The sequence below is a fragment of the Streptomyces sp. NPDC000941 genome (genome assembly GCF_053599555.1).
The window spans coordinates 24950-42670 of sequence record NZ_JBSFMM010000051.1 but is presented as its reverse complement, the minus strand read 5'-3'; the positions used below and the strand labels follow the sequence as shown (position 1 = coordinate 42670).

Below are 17721 nucleotides of genomic sequence, written 5' to 3'. Positions count from 1 at the left end.
CATCGAATACCACTGAGCGACTGTCGTACCGAAGCAATCCGCGAGCCCCAGCCCGCCGGCTTCCCTGGCCAACCGGGACTTCTTCTCGTTCTTGTCAAAGGCCCTCGAAATAAACCTGTCGACGCGCAAATTCATCGCGCACCTTCGCCTGAGTCTCGGGATAGAGATTTCGATAAATCCCCATATCCACCTTTCGCAAGCGCACCCAAATCGAGGCGAGGGACCCCGCGAGTTCGTAGCCAGCTAGCGTGGAGATCTCGTCGTCTTCCACTGATTTGACCACGGCTTGCTCGGCGCGAGGGTCATCCCAGCACGGCAGGCTCAGCAAGGCGTTCACCCGCCAGGCGGGATCGGCCTCCTCACTCGCCAGGATGGACCGCAGGGTCTCCGCCCGGGAGTCCCAGCCCAACAACTCGGGACTGACCAGAGCGGCCATGAATTCACGCGGCGGCACATAGTGGTGGCGCTCGACATAATGTAGAACGAGGCAAGGCGCCGAGTACGTGACACCATCGCGTCCGAAAACATGGATCTCTCCATTGCCCTCGGGTGGTGAGTCTGTACAGAACTCGCACTCGTGGGTGCCCAGTTTCAGGCTCCTAGGCCACCGAGATTCCTCTCTCAGTCGGTCCACTACGCCGTGAGGAACTTCTGCACCGGAACTCTGAACTCCCAGCTCCGGTCCCAGCCAGCCGACATTTTTCATCGGCAGGGGAGACTCTTCATAGGTAAACTCGGAGAGGTCTTTATATTCAGCCATTTCCGAACCTTGGACTCCGGCAGGCCACCCAGTGGCAGACTCCCATATTTTCCGCGATTATATCACTGAGCAGGGTGGGCTGATCCACGACGATCGACCCTTCTCGGTAGGTCATGGGGAGTCCCGTTATCGGGTTTTTCCCGAGTGGGGACAGTGTGTAATTGGGAATTGTGTCGCCTGGACCGAACACTTCCACTGGCTCCACCTTCGGGCCCCCGGGGCCAGCTATTCGCAGGCCCTTCATGGCGTCCAACTTTCCCCCGTCTTCGACGTACATGTACACATGAGTGCCCTCGGGCACTTGGAAAGTTCCGCCCCCACGATAGCCACCATGCCCATGAATGACCGTGGTCCCGTCATCCCTGAGCCCAGGAATCGCTCGGGCGCCGCCGGAGGTGGGCTCACTCAAGGTGCCGGATGCACCTTGGTTGCCCTCGTACGGCGCTAGACCGAGCGGATCCGTCCACGTGTGGGGGTTGTGGATGTAGGTGGCGGGGTTGGGGGCTGAGGTGAGGCCGAGGGGATCGGGAGTGAGGTAGCGGGCGGTGGTGGGGTCGTAGTAGCGGTGGTGGTTGTAGTGGAGGCCGGTTTCCGGGTCGTAGTACTGGCCGGGGAAACGGAGGGGAGTGTAGGCGGTGCTGCCCCTGGCCCAGGTGGTGGTGCCCCAGAGGGTAGAGCGGGTTTGCCAGGCTATGTCCCCGCACTCGTCGACGAGTTCGGTGGGGGCGCCGACCAGGTCGGTGACGATGGCGAAGAAGCGCTGGTCGATCTCGCGCTGGGTGGTGGCCTCGGTGATGCGCTCGGTCTGGGCAACGGGGTGCAGGCCGTTGTGGTCCCAGGTGAGGGTGATGGGGTGCGGGAGGTCGGCCGTGGTGGTGGTCTGTTCGATGAGTGTGGGGCCGTCCCAGGTGAAGTCCACCTGCTCAGCAACCGTCTCGCCGTCGGCCGCCAGACGCTGCTTGGCCGTCCGACGGCCGAAGGGGTCGTACAGGTAGCGCCAGACCGTTCCATCAGGTGTGGTGACGGAGGTTAGGCGGTCCTCGGTATCCCAGGTGTAGCGCCAGGTGTCGGGTTTCTTCGACAGGCGGGTCTTCTGACGGAGGGTGAGACGGCCCGCGTCATCGTGTTCGTATCGGATGTTGCCCGCGCGGGTGATCCGGGTGCCGGTGTAGGCGCGGGTGCCAGTTGCTTCCTGGGCGGGGTGGGCGCTGGGCCAGTTGGCCTGGGTCTGGTTGCCCGCATCGTCGTACGCGTACCTCTCGGTCCAGTCCAGCGCCTGAACGGTGGTGACTCGGCCTACCGCGTCGAGGTCAAAGGTGCGCCGGCCAGAGAGCTGGTCGTCGATCGCGGTGACGTAGCCATCGGCACGGTAGGTGTAGGCGCGGCGCTGGACTGTTCCGACGGTCGGTCCTGTCAGGGCCTGTTCGGTGACGCGGCCAGCCGGGTCCCAGACATGGGAGAGGGACAGTTCGTTCCCGATGCGGCGGGTGACCTCGCGGCCTGCGGCGTCATGGTCAAAGGCAACGGTGTGGCCGGAGGCGGTGAGGGTTGTACGCTTGCCCGCCGCGTCGTAGGCGTATGTGGTGGTGGCGCCGGCGGGGGTGGTGCGGCGGATGCGGCGCCCTAAGGCGTCGTAGGCGTGAGTCAGGACCCGGCCGTTGACCAATTCGGTCTTGACACGGCCCGTACGGTCCCGCTGGTAGACCACTTCGGAATCGGGACCGGTGGCCTGGAGGAGTCGGCCTGCCGGGTCGGAGGTGTACCGGGTGACGCGACCGTCGGCGGTCTTGCTGGTGATGCGCCCCGCAGCGTCGTGCTCGTAGTGGATCGTCTGGCCGAGCGGATTGGTGTGCGCGGTGAGGCGGCCTGCCGCGTCATGCGTGTAGGTCAGGGTGCGACCGTCAAAGTCCGTCTCCGCGACCAGGCGGCCAGCCGGGTCGTACTCGTAGGACCAGGTCAGGCCTTGGGCGTTCGTGACCTGGGTCAGGTGCAGGGAGGCGTCGTGCTCGAACGCGTAGCGGACACCGTCCGGTCCCGTTCGGGCCGCCAGCAGGTCGAAGTGGGTGTATTCGTACGAGGTCACCCCCCCTGCCGCGTCGACGCCGCGTGTGCAGTTGCCCTCGCCGTCGTACGTCCAGCTCTCCGTCGTCCCGTCCGGGTTGGTACGGGCGGCCAGCTTGCCCTCGACCGTCCACCGCAGGTGTGTGGTGTGGCCCATGGGGTTGGTGAGGACTATTGGGCGGCCGAAGCCGTCGCGCTGGTAGCGGGTGGTGGCGCCGAGGGGGTCGGTGATCTCCACTGGCAGTCCCGCCGGGTCACAACGCACGCCCGTAATCTGCCCCAGCGCGTCAGTGATGGCGATCAAGTGGCCGCGGGCGTCGTAGGTGTACCGAGTGGCGTGGCCGGCCGGGTCCGTGACGCTGGTGCAATGGCCTGCCTCGTCGTACGCCTGGTTCCAGGTCGCGTAGTCCGGGCCGGTCACAGACGTCGGCAGACCCAGGGCGTTGTACGTGGCGGTGGTCTCGTGGCCGTCCGGGCCCGTGATCTTTGTGAGGTGTCCGGCCTCGTCGTAGGCGTACGTGGTCGTGTGGCCCAGCGGGTCGGTGTGGGTCAGCGGGCGGTCGTGGCGGTCGTACGTGGTGCGGGTGGTCCGGCCGAGGGGGTTGGTCTCGGCGACGATCTGGCAGGCGTCGTTGACCAGGTAACGGGTGGCATGGCCATCAGCCGTCGTGACAGTCGTGACGCGGTGGCCGGTGGCCTGGTCGATGCGGTCGTAGTCGATACGGATCGAAATGTGGCCCGCTTCGCCACCCTCCGCGATGCAGCGGTGACGGTTGTCGTAAACGTAGTCGTAGCGGCGGTCATTGGTGTCGGTCCAGGAGATGACACGCTTCTCGTCGTCGTACTCGAATCGCAGCGGCAGGCCGGAGGAGTTGATGACCTCGGTGAGGTTGCCGTCGGTGTAGCCGTAGCGGAGCAGTTCCTGGTCGGTTCCGTCGGAGGCGGCGCCGACCAGGTGGAGGGCGGTGATCCGGCCGTCCTGGGTGGTCAGCTTCAAGTAGTAGCCGGCTGAGTGGGTGATCCCGAGGGGGGTGCTGTCGTCCTCGTATTCGAAGGTGATGAAGTTGCCGGAGCGGTCCGATATCTGCTCCAGCCGCGCGACCCCGTCGGCACCGTCATTCGGGCATGAGAAGTGGCGGGTGTGGCCGGTGGACGGGTCGGTGAGGGTGTAGTCACCATGCACGTCTCGTTCCAGTGGCCAGCGCGGGCCTGCCACAGGGAGCGTGGGCAGGTCGGGTGCAGGATGGGGGTAGGCCAGCAGCAGGCCGTCCTCACTGATGAAGACGACACCTTCGGCGTCGATCTCCAGGCGCTGGTCGGCCGTGCTCGACCATGACGTGCCGAACCAGCGCCCCGTCGTGTAGCCCGACTCCACACGGCGGCGGAAGACCAGAGGCAACACCCCCGGGAGGGTCACGTCCGTCTGGGGCAGGAACATCTTCCCTGTCGCCAGATCGACCGGATCCGTGCCATCGGTGGTCTTCTTGGCGTCCGGCTGTCCATGGGCGTTCGGCCCGTTCTCGTGCAGGGACTTACGGGCGCCACTCCGCGCCCGGCGGCCGTATTTGCCCGCCGTGACCCCCTTCCGCGCCGCTCCGATTCCCCTCGTGCCGAGGAGTTCGGGGAGGAGCCTGCCCGTGCCCTCGGCAGGGTCCTTGGCGAACCCGTCCAGCATCTGCTTGCCCGCGCCGTACGGATCGCTGGCCACGTTGACCAACCCCGCCGCCGTGTTGTTCAAGCCCGTCGCGTACTCGGCCGGGTGCGTGATGTTGTACGGGTCCAATGGGTTGACACTGCGCGCGAAGCCCACAAACCCCGCACCGGCCTTGACCACACCCGCCGTGAAATGCGTGGCGTCCAGCTTCAAGCCGGTCAGGCCGTCTTCCGCCTGCTCGAAGTACGACGGCTTGGGCGGCGCCGCGTCCCGCGCCGCCTTGACCGCCGTACGGGCCGTATCCGCCGCCTCGTTGCGCTGCCGACGGGCCTCGTCCAGCGTCTGCTGCGCCAGTTTGGCCTTACCCGGGCCCGGGTCGTGGAACTTCCCCGGCTTACAGGCATCCTTGCCGTCCTCGACGGCCGCGTTGTACGCCACGACCTGCTCGTTGTAGGCCGACACCGCGTCCTTCGACGCCTTCTTCGCGGCCTTATACGCGTCGATCGCCTCCTGCGCCTGGGTCTGCGCCCACTCCACCGTGCCCGCGAACGCCTCCATCGCGAGCGCGGCCTTCTCGCACGCGTCGGCGGCCTTGAACCACTTCTTCGGCTCGACCGCCACCTCCTCGCGGAACGCGTCCGCCGCCTTGCCCTTCCAGTGCGCCGAGTCCAGCCGCTTCAGGCCGTCCCCGACATCGTTGAATGCCTTCTTGAAGTCCCGCAGATGGCTCGCCGTCGAGCGGATCTTGCTCGCACTGCCGAAGATCAGCTTCTTCGGGTTCTCGGTCTCGTCCAGCTGCATCTCGGCGACATCCGCGCCCAGTTGATTCGCCGCCGAACGGGACTTGTCACGGACCCAGTCCGCCCCACCCTCCAAGCCCACCTTGTCCAGGCCGTCGGCGACCTTGTTGCCGCCCCACTCGACGCCGTTCCCGATGACCTCGGTGCCCTTTTCGACCGCGTCATCGATGAAGTCCGGCGTCAGGTCGAGTCCACCCATCAGCCCTCACCGCCACCCTGCTCGCCACCCTGCTCATCAGGCGGGAGGGCGTACTGGGCGATACGGCTGGTGCCGCCTATCTTGTCGCCCGTGGCCTGCCAGGTGCCCTTGATCTCCTCGCTCGCCTTGTCGTAGGACTCCTTGCTGTAGTCCGGGCGCCAGGTGTCCCCCGAGAACAACTCGCCCCACTCCTTCTGGGTGACTTCCTCCTCGCTCAGATGCGGATTGCCGGCCACCGAGTTCGCCACGACCTTGAACGTGCCGTCGATGTACCGGTCCTCCTCCCACTGCATCCCCGCCGCGAGGCCCACCTTCTTGGCCAGCTTGTTCGCGTCCTGGATCAGGCCGCGCACCCCCCACTCCCAGCGCTCGCAGAAGTCCTCGAAGTCCTTGGCGAGACCGTTGTGCCCTGCCTCCATCGACGTCAGCGACAACTCGTCGAACCCCGAACCGATCACGGCGTCCGTCGCCGACCCGATGTCCTTCAACTCACTGATGGCCGCCCGTAAACCCTTCGTGATGTCCTCTAACGCCTCCTTGTCCAGCTTCAGGTCCGGCTCCTTGCCACCGCCCCCGCCACCGCCACCGCCGCTCATCCGGCGCCCTCCCCGGGCAGGGCGACGCACAGGGCAGGTCTCAGCTCCACTACGCGCGTAGTGAGTACGCAGCAACTGGCCCCTCGTATCGCGATCTGCCCCGGCAGGCTCATCACGCCCCCTTGCCCTCCCTGGTCGAACTCCCTTGCTACGCAAAGGTATTCGACACGCAACGGAGTGTCACCGCCATTTGTGGGCGTGTCGCGATTCAGCGCAGGATGGCCGTTGCCGACCGCTTCCGGATACCGCTACGGATCAGAGGGTTGGGACCTGCTACCGATTGACAGCACTTGGGAGCGTTTTGGTGTGCGTGAGTGAGCGTCGACGACCGGGTGAGCCTTGGAAAGGAATGGGAGTTCCTGTATCGAATGCGTGACCTTTGTGGGAGGTGTTCGTTGGGTACGGTGGCGGGTTCTTCGCTACCGGGCGGGGGTGGGGGAAGTGGGCGGGCTGCGCGAGGTGGCGGCGCCGTTCGTGGTGCCCGGCCCGTCCGGGGTGGCGATCCGCGGCAGCCTCAAGGGCCTGACCGGGCAGGACGAGAGGGTCCTGCGTCTGGTCGGTGGGCTGCTGGGCTCGCTGGCCTCCCGGGATCTGAAGGCGCGCTGTGCGGCGGGGCTGGATCATGACAGTGACCAGTGGGCGGAGCGCAAGCGTGCTTTGACCGGGGAGTCCTCCTCGCGCTGGGCGGGCAGTATCACCAAGGCCGTGCATGATCAGTGGGTGCTGGCCCGGCGCGGTCAGCTCGCGCATATCCAGAACCTCCAGGCAGCGATCGGCATGATCGCGTCCCGGCTGTCGCTGCCGGTGGGGTCGAAGGGTTCCAAGGGTTCGCCGGGTGGTTACCGTTCCCGGCAGGAGTGGTTTGCCAAGTCCCGGCGCCTGCACCTGCTGGAGGACCGGCTGGAGCTGGTGCGGGCCGACCGTGCGGCCGGGCGCGTGCGGGTGGTGCGAGGCGGCAAGAAACTGCTGCGCAACCGGCACAACCTCCAAGCCGCCCGCCTGACCGAGACGCAGTGGCGGGAGCGGTGGGAGGCCGGGCGCTGGTTCCTTGAGGCCGATGGTGAGTCGGGGAAGCGGTACGGGAACGAGACGATCCGTGTCACCCCGGACGGTGAGGTGAGTATCAGGCTTCCGGCGCCGCTGGCCGCGCTGGCGAACGCGCCCCACGGCCGGTACGTGCTGGCCTGCCGGGTCCGTTTCCGGCACCGGGGCGAGCAGTGGGCGGACCGTGTCGCGGCGAACCGTGCCGTGGCGTACCGCATCCACTACGACGTGGGTCGTGGCCGCTGGTACCTGACCGCCTCCTGGCAGATCCCGTCGGTCAGGACAGTGCCACTGGAGGCGACCCGTGTCAGCGGGCTGATCGGTGTGGACATGAACGCTGACCATCTGGCCGCCTGGCGCCTGGACGCCCACGGCAACCCCGTCGGCGCGCCCCGCAGGTTCGACTACGACCTCACGGGCAGCGCACCGCACCGGGACGCGCAGGTGCGGCACGCCCTCATCCGCCTCCTCCACTGGGCCCAACGCCACCACCTGGCCATCGCGATCGAGGACCTGGACTTCCAGGCGGAGACGACCCGGGAGAAACACGGGCGGCGCAAGCGCTTCCGCAAACTGATCTCCGGCATGCCCGTCAGCAAGCTGCGGGCCCGCTTGGTGTCGATGGCCGCCGAGCTCGGCATCACCATCGTGGCCGTCGATCCCGCCTACACCAGCCGCTGGGGGGCCCAGCACTGGCAGAAGCCCCTGACCTGCAAGACCCGCACAACCACCCGCCACGACGCAGCCGCCGTGGCGATCGGACGGCGCGCCCTGGGGTGCCCGATCCGGCGACGGACGCAACCGCCCCCACAGCACCGGAGCGATGCTGTGGGGCATCGGAGCGTCCAGGCCGCATCGGGTACCTCGGGGCGTGAGGGAACCCGCCCCCGCATCCCCGGACCACGGACACGATCCGCCGGCGCCGGACGCGGAGCGAAAGCGGAGGACCAGCGTGCCCACAACCGTTCGGGGCACACGGCTGAGCATGAGTTCTGGCACCAGGACTCACTCCCGCTCAGTCCCTAGGAACGGTTCTGTGCGCCTATGCCCGCATGGCACTATCCGTTGGCGTGGAGTGGTCGAGTCTGGTCGGGACGGGGTTCGGGGCCGTACTGGGGGTTGGGGCCACCTTGGTGGGCGAGCATGTGCGGTGGCGGCGCGCCACCAGGGACAACAGGCTCCAGGACCGCCGCAACCTGTACGCGGATTGCCTCGTCTCGTTTCGGAAGGCGCACGAGGCCATGCGGTTGGCCGCCGACGAAGAGCATCCGAGTCCACAGGCGAGAGCGGCCAGGATCCGGCAGGTCTACCAGGCGTCGGGATGTGATGAGGCGCGGGAACGGCTGATCCTCACATCAACCGCCGAGGTGGTGTCGGCGATCGACGCGTCGTACGTCTCGCTTCGCCGGATCCGCGAGGTACTTGCCTCCGGCGCCACCGTGCCCACACCGGACTATCAGGCGGCCAGGCAAGCACATCGAGAGACGACCGAAGCGGCTCGCAACGTTCTGCGTCGCGATCTGAGTTCCCTGGACATCTGACGCTCCTGTGTCCGTGGGCCCGCCGGAGTCGCCCGATGGGGCTGCGGGACACTGGGACGACGACACGAGAGGGGGGTGCCGGGGGATGCGTGTGCTCATCGTCGATGACGACGAGGAGATGGCACAGGTCGTCGCGGTGGGCCTGCGCCGTGCGCGGATGGCCGTCGATGTGGCGTTCGACGGTACGGAGGCGCTGGAACGGCTGGGCGCCGACGGCGACGCGTACGACGTGGTCGTCCTGGACCGGGACCTGCCCGGGACGCACGGCGACGAGGTCTGCGCGGCGCTGATCGCCGCCGGGTGCCGCAGCCGCATCCTGATGCTCACCGCCGCGGGAACGGCCGACGACATCGTGGACGGGCTGGGCCTGGGCGCCGACGACTACCTCCCCAAGCCCTTCGATTTCCCCGTACTCGTCGCCCGGATCGCTGCCCTGGCCCGCCGCGCGCATCCGGCCGTACCGCCCGTGGTGCGCCACGGCGACCTCCTGGTCGACAGCGCCCGGCGCACCGCCGTACGGGCAGGCCGAGCGCTGGCCCTCACGCCGAAGGAGTTCGGCGTCCTCGAACTGCTCCTCGCCGCCGGGGGCCGTACCGTCTCCGCCGAGGAATTGCTCGAACGGGTCTGGGACGAGGCCGCCGATCCCTTTACCAGCGCCGTGAAGATCACGATCAGCCGGCTGCGGGCCAAACTCGGGGCGCCGCCGGTTATCGAGACGGTGGCCAGGAGCGGTTACCGGATCTGAGGGGTTGCGGGGGGCTGGGCTGCCGGGCTCTTTCGCGCGGTCGCATTCGGCGGTCGCCTGACGCGGTCTCCCGCACCCTCCTCCCATGCCTGTCCGCGGGTACCTGCGCCCGCCGGACGTTCCGACCAAGCACAGCGCAGGATCCAGCCGAAAGGTCGCCACGTTCACATGCCCGTCCACACCCCCGCCGCTCTGCGCCGGCTCACCGGCCGGATCGTGCGCGCGGGCCTGCCCCGCCGCACCGTACGGTTGCGGCTGACCGCCTTGTACGGAGGGCTGTTCCTGGTGTCCGGCGCCGCGCTGCTCGCGGTCACGTACGGCCTGGTGGCCGGCGCCGTCGACCGTCCGCCCACGGTCCTGAAGCGGGAGGTGACAGTGGCCTCCCCCAGCCCGAGCGCACCGGCCGGCCGGGCACAAGGGGGGAACGAGGGGACACGGCCTGGGGGTGAGCCCGGTGATCGGGCGGCCATGAACACCGCCATGGCCGCCCTGCAGAAGGACGTACAGCGGACCGTTGACCACCAGAAGTCCGCCATGCTGCACACCCTGCTGGTCCAGTCGGGGATCGCCCTGGGCCTGATGTCACTGACATCCGTACTGTTGGGCTGGGTCGTGGCCGGCCGTGTCCTGCGCCCGCTGCGGACCATCACCTCCACCGCACAGGACATCTCGGCGACCAGCTTGCACCGGCGGCTGGCCCTGGCCGGCCCGCGGGACGAACTGCGGGAGTTGGGCGACACGTTCGACGCCCTGCTGGCCCGGCTCGACGGTGCCTTCCAGGCGCAGCGGCAGTTCGTCGCCAACGCTTCCCACGAGTTGCGTACGCCGCTGGCCCGCCAGCGCGTGCTGGGCCAGGTCGCCCTGGCCGACCCCGAACCGACCGTCGAGTGCCTGCGTACGGCCCACGAACGGATACTTGCCGCCGGACAGCAGCAGGAACGGCTCATCGAAGCGCTGCTGACCCTGGCCCGCGGCCACGCGGGGCTCGACGAGCGCCACCCCTTCGACCTGGCCCGGCTCGCCCGGGAAGCCGTGGCCGCGCGCGCCACCGCGGCCCACGAACGGCAGGTGGCGCTGCGCCCCCAGACCGACGCGGCCGTCTCCTCGGGCCACCGGGCGCTCGCCGAACGGCTGGTGGCCAATCTGCTGGACAACGCGATCCGCTACAACATGCCCGGCGGGCAGGTGGACGTCACCACCGGCACACAGGCCGGCCGCGCCGTCCTCACGGTCGCCAATACCGGCCCGGACGTGCCCGCGGACGCCGTCGAGCGGATCCTCCTGCCCTTCCAGCGCCTCGGCCCGGCTCGCACCGGCAGCGGTGCCCGCGACGCGTCGTCCCAGGGGTTCGGCCTGGGCCTGTCCATCGTCTCGGCCATCGCATCCGCCCACGATGCCACCCTCACCGCCGCCCCGCGGCCCGGCGGCGGCCTGGTCGTCACGGTCCGCTTTCCCGCCGCGACGACACAACCGCCGTGACGACACAACTGCCCTGACGACGCAACCGCCCTGAAACCGCCCGCCGCGTAGAACGTCCGTCAGCGCCGTCGCACCGACCGCCGCACCAGTGGCCGCGGCGGCGCCCACGGCACGACCGACGCGAGTTCAGGAGCACTCCCCATGAGCAACACACCGGCCGCAACCACACCCTCGTCGGCGGAACTCCCGGCCACCGCCCAAGCGCCGTCGGCCGGCCGCGGGCTCGGCCACCGCCGGCTCGGGCTGCCGCGGCAGCGGCGCGTACTGGCCACGACCGGGATCGCCGTACTCGCGTGCAGCGTGCTCGTCACCGCCCTGACCGCGTCCGCCAGCCCATCGGCAGAGCCGCACCAGGCCGACCGGCCCGCCGCCTGCGCACCGCAGGACCCGACCAGCCCCCCGCCGCCCGCGCAGGACCCGGCCCCGACCTCCGTCAGCACGGTGGAGCAGGCGTACTACTGCATCTTCGACAACTATTACGGCGGTGCCCGGCTCGATGACCGCCCACTGCTCCAGTACGCCGCCCAGGCCGTCGTCCGGGAGCTGCGCAAACGCGGTGTCGACCAGTCGTTCGCCGTCCTGCCGGCGCTGACCGGCGACCGGGACAAGGACTGGCCGCTCTTCGCCAAGCGGCTTCAGGAAGTGCTGGACGCGGTGCCGGGAGACCAGGCACTGCGCTCCTCGCTCGCCGTCGCCGCGATCCAGGGGATGCTCAGCGCCCTGCACGACAACCACGCCGACTACCAGGGGCCCGGCAGCCCGGGTGCCACACCGGACGCCCACCCGTGGGGCCTGGGCATCGGCCTGAACAGGACCCTCCCCCCGGCCGAGACCGCCCCGGACTTCACCGGTCCGCTCTTCGTCACCACGGTCGGCACCGGTACCCCCGCCGCCGCGGCCGGGCTCAAGCCCGGAGACGTCATCGAGCGGGTGAACAAAGTCCCGGTCTTCACCAACGGCCAGCTCAACCCGGGAGTTGTGGACTCCCTCCACCCCTCGTATCCCCGGCGCGTCCCGGTGACCCTGACCGTACGGCGACCCGCCACCGACCGGACCCTGCACATGCGTGTCACTCCCGGCACGCTGCCCGCGCAGCCCAAGCCGCGCGTGGACGTCACACTGGTGGCCGGCAGCATCGCCGACGTCCGCCTGGACGCCTTCTATCCGGGCGTCGCCCAGGAAGCCCTCAAGGCCATCGCCGACCTCAAGGCGACCACCAAACTCACCGGCATCATCTTCGACCTGCGCGGCAACCGTGGCGGCGTCGCCGACGAGGGCAACAAACTGATGGGCGCGTTCGTCCACGACGCATCGGCCGTTTCCTTCTGCGACGCCGACGGCACCTGCGACCCCCAGCCCGTCGACAACAGCACCCCGTTGCTGCACCTGCCCATGGTCACGCTCACCGACGACGGCTGCGCCTCCGCGTGCGAGGTGTTCGCGACGGGCGTCAAGGACCTCGACCTGGGCGCCCTCGTCGGCACCCGCACCGCGGGAGTGAACTCCGGCCCCGCCCGCCTGTACGCGCTCAACGATCACACCAGCCTGATCCGTCTGCCGTCGCAGCGCGCCATCGGCGCGAACGGCGAGATCATCGACGGTATCGGCGTCCCCCCGGACCACTACGCGCCGCTGACCGCGGCGGACGTGTCCACCGGCAAGGACGCGGCCCTCGACAAGGCGACGGCGATCCTCTCGTCGTAGCCGACGCGGCGGCCCTGCCACGACGGGCCTCCGGGACCCGACAAGGTCCCGGAGCCCCAGCGGCGACAACGGCTCATAGGACTGTCGCGGAGTGCTAAGGGGACGGCGCCGTCTGCTGACAACGTCTGCTGACAATGCCCGGCTCTCGGCAAGTTCCCTTCCGTTATTGCGCTCTGTTACCTTCCTTGTTCTGCCATGAAGAACATGGTGTACGGGTGGAGGAAGGCAGTATGGGGGACACAGGACTGTCTGAGCGTTGGCAGGCGTATTACGACGCGGCGGGCGGAACGGATAGCGGCGACAAAAGCGTCCAAACCAGGCTGGCCAGTGCGGACGGGAATAAAGGGGGCGGCAAGGGCGGTTCCGACGGCAATCTGAAATCGTCGAAGGGGCCGTGGAATACCGCGTCAAACGCACTGGACGAGCTGCGCCGGAATGCCACGACCGCGCTGGGCGACCTCAAGCACGGCCAGGAGGGCGCGGGAGTCGCCAGCAAGGGCGTCGAGGGGCTGGAGAGCACGTCCGTGCAGCAGCGGGTCTTCAACTCCTGGGAGGCGCGGCTGACGGTCGTACGCGACGAATGCGGCGAACTCATGGGGAAGCTGCAGAAGGCGGGCAAGGACCTCGCCAATCAGGACGAGGCGATTGAGACTCTGTTCAAGGCGCAGGATACGAGGCCGATACCCCCGCCGGGCGGCCCGTCAGGGAGCTGGTGATCCGCGCCATGGTGACTTTCGCACAGTTGAAGGCGATCGACCCCGCCCAGTTCGAGCAGGCGGCGGACGGCTGGCACAAGGTGAGCAGCAGCGCCAGTGCGGCCAAGGACCGGCTGGACAATGAGATCAACGCGAAGCTCCGCGGGGGCCTGAAGGGCCAGGGGGTCGGTGCGGCGCTGGGCCGGCTGGAGCGGCTGAGCGAGAACTTCCACTACATGCAGGTGGAGTGCGCGCTGATCCTGACGGCGTTGAACGGGCTGGCCTCTGAGTTGCGGGCGGCGAAGAAGACACTGGACAACGCCGTCCAGGACGCACAGGACGCGGGGATGACCGTCAAGGAAGACGGTTCGGTGGAGTACAAGCCGCCGTTGGTCCTGCTGCCGGGCCAGGAGTACGAGCCGCCCGGGAACGGGACGCCGTTTGTGACGACGACGCCGAAGCAGCAGGCGCAGGGGTTCGCCGACCGGATCGGTGACGCGCTCAAGGACGCGACGGACGCGGACGGCAAGTACGCGAAGACGCTGGGCAAGCTGATCACGGTGGCCGATCTGTCGGTCACCAAGGACGACTGGACCGACGCCGCGAAGGACCGCGGAGACGTCAAGAAGACGGTCGGCGACTATCTGCGGGACTTCCCCAACAAGGACATGTCGCCGAAGAACAACGCGCTCTGGTGGAAGAGCCTGAGCAAAGAGGAGCAGGCGGAGTACATCTCCCTGTATCCGGCGAGCATCGGCAAGCTGGACGGGCTTCCCGCCGAGGACCGCGACGAGGCCAATCGCATCTGGTTCAACGAGCAGCGGGCGAAGTACCAGACCGAGCTGGCCAATCTGCCACCTGAGCCGAAGCCCAAGTACATCCTGGCCGGACGGTCCATGGTCCTCAATCGGGAGTGGACCAAGTGGGACGAGCATAAGAAGCAATTGAAGTCCTCCCTCAACGGTATGAAGCGCATTCAGATGCGTTTCGACGACACGGGGAAGGTCGACGCCTTCGACAACACCCGGCCCTCCGGTTACAAACCGACCGGCGACGGGCTGCCGCCCGCGTATCTGCTGGATTTCGACCCCGAGAAGAACGGGCGCGCGATCATCGCGAACGGCGACCCGGACAAGGCCGACCACACCGCCGTGATGGTCGGCGGCACCAACGGCACCCTCGGCGGCATCAACAAACCCGTCATCGCGGGCACCAACCTGTGGCAGGCGGCCAGCGCGATGCCAGGCGACCCCAAGGTGTCGACCATCACCTGGCACGGTTACGACGCTCCGCAGAACTTCTTCCCGGAAGCCATGAAGGACAAGTACGCCGACGAGGCAGGACCGGATCTCAATAAATTCCTGTCGGGGCTGCACACCGCCCACGACCCATCGGCGAACGACCACCTGTCGGTGCAGGCGCAGAGCTACGGCACCGTCGTGGTGGGCTCCGCCGCCCGCCAGGGCACCCTGGAGGCGGACGATGTGATGCTCAGCGGCAGCCCCGGCGTCCAGGTCGGGCGGGCCAAGGATCTGGACGTGCCCTCGGGGCATGTGTGGAACCAGAAGGCAGAGGGTGACTGGGTGCCCAAGTGGGGCGCGCCCACCCATGGCCACCACGAAGGTCTGACGCAGTTCATCACCCCCAAAGACCCCATCTTCGGCGCCAACCAGATGGCCACCGACACCCATGGGCACGGAAACTACTGGCTGGCCGGTTCGGAGAGCCTGGAGAACCAGGCGAGAGTCGTGGTGGGACGCTACGACGAGGTCCAGTTGAAGTAGCGGGGGTAATTTTCGATGTCCGACTCCGAATCCGACTCCGAATCCGACTCCGGAGCCGAATCCGACACCGGCTCCGGCTCCGGCTCCGACTCCGCTGACCTCGGTCTCGGCTATACGCCCGAGGTGCGGGAGGTCTCCGCGCCCCGGGAGGAGGCCAGGCGGCTCTCCAGTGAGCTGTACGACCTGCTGCGGGTGAAGGGGAAGACATCCGCGCCCGGCCCGGGCGTGGACGTATGCGGCGACCTGGACCCCGAGACGTTCTACGTCATCCGCCATCTGTGGTCGCTGTACGGCCTGCCGGCCGAGGACCTCGAGGCCGGCTGGCAGGGCCTCAGGGAGGACCTTCCCCGGCACGGCTGGGAGATCGTCCACGAGGGGCGGGAGTCGACCGTCGCCCAGTCCCCGTTCCTGATGGCCGACTCCACCCGGAAGAAGTTCACCCTGAAGGCCACCTTGCTGATCCCGACCGCACGGGACGCCGAGAGAAGCGGTGCGGAGCCCGGGATCATGTTCCATCTCGTCTCCGCCTGCTTCCGGGTCCCCGACGGCACCACGGTGGACGAGTACTGAGCCCTCGTACGGCAGAAACGACCCCGGTCGCCCGGCGACCGGGACCGTCAACTCCGTGGCGTATCGGGCATCATGGGCGCCATGACCTCTCCGACCCCGGACGCCTGGGTCACCATCGCGTCCTACGAGAACCTGCCCGGCTGTCCGAGCCCCCTGGCGGCCGCGCGCGCTTGACTGCGCGACCGCGGCATCGACTGGATGCCGTTCAGGCCGGAGGACGAGATCCGCTGCGACCTGATGTGCGGCGTCGACGCCGACGGCCGTCGGCGCGGCTGGATCCAGGTCCACGTCCACCCCGACGCGCTACGCCGCCTCGGGCTCCATCCCGGCCAGCCGACCGCGGCGGTCCTGGGACCGTCCCCGCCCGGCTGGTGGCATGCCGCCGCGGAGCGCCACGCTCGCCGGAGCGTTCCGTAACCACTGCTCACGTCGTACGCGAGCGCTCTGCGGGGAAGCCGTGCGCGCGGGCGGCGATCACCACGGCCAGTACGGGCGCCAGGAGCGCCAGGGCGCTCCAGGGGAAGGCGTCGGGGCCGAGGCGGTCGAGGAGGATGCCGCCGGCGACTCCGCCGCCGGCCATGGCCGCGTTCCACAGGGTGACGAGCATGGCCTGCGCGGAGTCCGCCGCGTCGCCTCCCGCGTCGGCCACGGCGGTCTGCAGCAGCGTGGGGACGCCTCCCCAGCCCAGGCCCCACAGCGCCGCCGCGAGGTAGACCAGGGCGCGGCTGCCGGCCGGGATCGCGAGGACGGCGGCCGCGGCGGCGAACAGGACCGTGGCGGCGATGGTCAGGGCCCGCAGCCGGCGGTCGATACGGGCGCCCACGATCCAGATGCTCGCCATGGAGGCGGCGCCGAAGACCAGCAGGACGAGGTCGGTGGAGCCGCCCATGCCGAGCCCGTCGAGGTAGGTGGCGATATAGGTGTAGAGGATGGTGTGGGCCAGCACATAGACCAGCGTGACGAACAGGACCGGCGCCACGCCGGGGACGGTCAGGGCCCGCAGGATCGGGGCGCGGCCGTCCCGCCGCTGTCCGGGGTGGTCGGGGACCAGCGCGGCGATCCACCCGATCAGAACGGCGGCGAGCACGGTGATGAGGGTGAACGTCACCCGCCAGCCGAGCACTTCGCCGAGGAAGGTGCCCGCGGGCACCCCCAGCGACAGGGCGATCGGTATGCCGGTCATCACGACGGCGACCGCCTTGCCCTGGAGCGCGACGGGCGCCATACGGCGGGCGTATCCGGCCAGCAGCGCCCAGGCCAGGCCCGCGGCGACCCCGGCGACGAACCGGGCGGCCATGGTCAGGGGATAGCTCGCCGAGGCCGCGGTGACCGTGTTGGCGACGGCAAAGCCCGCCATGGCTGTCAGCAGCAGCCGCTTGCGGCGCCATCCCGCCGTGGCCGCGGACAGCGGGATCGCGGTGAGCGCGGTCCCGATGGCGTAGATCGTCACCGACTGCCCCATCGCGGATTCGCCGACCCCCAGGTCGGCGCCCATCGCGGGCAGCACGCCCGCGGGCAGTGTCTCGGTCAGGCTGGTGATGAAGACGGCGGTGGCCAGGGCCAGCAGCGCGGGCAGGGGAAGTTTCTGTGTGGTGTCGTTGCGCACGCCTCGTATGCTCGAACCATCACACAGATGTGAAGGTCAAGCGACTGCGGATGAAGGGGAGCACATGCGCATCGGAGAGCTGTCGGAGCGCACCGGCACGCCCCGCCGGCTGCTGCGCTACTACGAGGAGCAGGGGCTCATCGCCGCGGACCGTTGCCCGAACGGCTACCGCGACTACGACGAGCGCTTCGTGGACCGGGTCCTGCAGATCAGGGGGTTGCTCGACGCCGGGCTGCCGACCCGGATCATCAAACAGATCCTCCCCTGCCTCGACAAGCCCCGGATCATCCACTTCTCGGACGCGACACCGGAGATGATCGCCGCGCTGGAGCACGAACGCGACCGGATGACCGAGCGCATCGGCTGTCTGGCGCGCAACCGGGACGCCATCGCGGAGTACTTGGAGACGGTACTCAGCAACGACCGCGCGCGGGCCGCCACCCGGCAGGCGTCAGACGGTTGAGACGGTTGAGTGCGTGCGCG

At 68.7% G+C, this 17721-nt stretch carries 14 protein-coding genes; 10 read left to right on the top strand and 4 right to left on the bottom strand.

The features are described from left to right. Positions 1-94: 94 nt before the first annotated feature. From ACWDSL_RS18645 to ACWDSL_RS18635, 3 genes are read right to left on the bottom strand one after another with little or no spacing between them, the layout of a single operon-like run. Complete coding sequence (locus ACWDSL_RS18645) at positions 95-760, bottom strand: DUF7919 family protein (protein WP_450486643.1); 666 nt, start codon at positions 758-760, stop codon at positions 95-97. Further along, a complete protein-coding gene (locus ACWDSL_RS18640) occupies positions 753-5474 on the bottom strand; it encodes a putative T7SS-secreted protein (protein WP_450486641.1) in 4722 nt (1573 codons plus the stop codon). The genes ACWDSL_RS18645 and ACWDSL_RS18640 overlap by 8 nt, the downstream gene beginning before the upstream one ends. After that, on the bottom strand, positions 5474-6070 hold the full coding sequence (locus tag ACWDSL_RS18635; protein ID WP_450486639.1) for a hypothetical protein: 597 nt from the start codon (positions 6068-6070) through the stop codon (positions 5474-5476). The genes ACWDSL_RS18640 and ACWDSL_RS18635 overlap by 1 nt, the downstream gene beginning before the upstream one ends. Positions 6071-6511: 441 nt before the next feature. On the opposite strand from ACWDSL_RS18635, the gene ACWDSL_RS18630 reads away from it, so the two are divergent. The 9 genes from ACWDSL_RS18630 to ACWDSL_RS18590 all read left to right on the top strand — a co-directional run bounded on the left by ACWDSL_RS18630 (position 6512) and on the right by ACWDSL_RS18590 (position 16049). Further along, positions 6512-8140 (top strand): IS200/IS605 family accessory protein TnpB-related protein, encoded by a 1629-nt coding sequence (locus ACWDSL_RS18630; protein ID WP_450486666.1) that lies wholly within the window; start codon positions 6512-6514, stop codon positions 8138-8140. A gap of 26 nt (positions 8141-8166) precedes the next feature. Continuing rightward, positions 8167-8655 (top strand): hypothetical protein, encoded by a 489-nt coding sequence (locus ACWDSL_RS18625; protein ID WP_450486637.1) that lies wholly within the window; start codon positions 8167-8169, stop codon positions 8653-8655. An 85-nt stretch (positions 8656-8740) separates the two neighbouring features. Then, complete coding sequence (locus ACWDSL_RS18620) at positions 8741-9400, top strand: response regulator transcription factor (RefSeq protein WP_450486635.1); 660 nt, start codon at positions 8741-8743, stop codon at positions 9398-9400. Between the two features lie 168 nt (positions 9401-9568). After that, on the top strand, positions 9569-10879 hold the full coding sequence (locus tag ACWDSL_RS18615) for a sensor histidine kinase (protein WP_450486633.1): 1311 nt from the start codon (positions 9569-9571) through the stop codon (positions 10877-10879). Between the two features lie 141 nt (positions 10880-11020). Further along, positions 11021-12583 (top strand): S41 family peptidase, encoded by a 1563-nt coding sequence (locus tag ACWDSL_RS18610; protein WP_450486631.1) that lies wholly within the window; start codon positions 11021-11023, stop codon positions 12581-12583. 215 nt (positions 12584-12798) lie between these two features. Further along, positions 12799-13299: a hypothetical protein gene (locus ACWDSL_RS18605; protein WP_450486629.1), complete on the top strand. Its 501-nt coding sequence runs from the start codon at positions 12799-12801 to the stop codon at positions 13297-13299. Between the two features lie 8 nt (positions 13300-13307). Beyond that, positions 13308-15062: an alpha/beta hydrolase gene (locus ACWDSL_RS18600; protein WP_450486627.1), complete on the top strand. Its 1755-nt coding sequence runs from the start codon at positions 13308-13310 to the stop codon at positions 15060-15062. A 15-nt stretch (positions 15063-15077) separates the two neighbouring features. Further along, positions 15078-15632, top strand: coding sequence for a hypothetical protein (locus tag ACWDSL_RS18595; RefSeq protein WP_450486626.1), 555 nt, complete (start codon positions 15078-15080; stop codon positions 15630-15632). A gap of 198 nt (positions 15633-15830) precedes the next feature. Beyond that, the gene (locus ACWDSL_RS18590; protein WP_450486624.1) at positions 15831-16049 is read left to right on the top strand and encodes a hypothetical protein; all 219 of its coding nucleotides are present in this window, start codon (positions 15831-15833) and stop codon (positions 16047-16049) included. A 7-nt stretch (positions 16050-16056) separates the two neighbouring features. Here the strand turns inward: ACWDSL_RS18590 and ACWDSL_RS18585 are convergent, their stop codons facing one another. Beyond that, positions 16057-17238, bottom strand: a complete 1182-nt coding sequence (locus ACWDSL_RS18585; protein WP_450486622.1) for an MFS transporter — start codon at positions 17236-17238, stop codon at positions 16057-16059. Positions 17239-17302: 64 nt separating this feature from the next. On the opposite strand from ACWDSL_RS18585, the gene ACWDSL_RS18580 reads away from it, so the two are divergent. Next, entirely contained in the window at positions 17303-17701 is a 399-nt protein-coding gene (locus ACWDSL_RS18580) for a MerR family transcriptional regulator (RefSeq protein WP_450486620.1), read from the top strand. Positions 17702-17721: the final 20 nt, after the last annotated feature.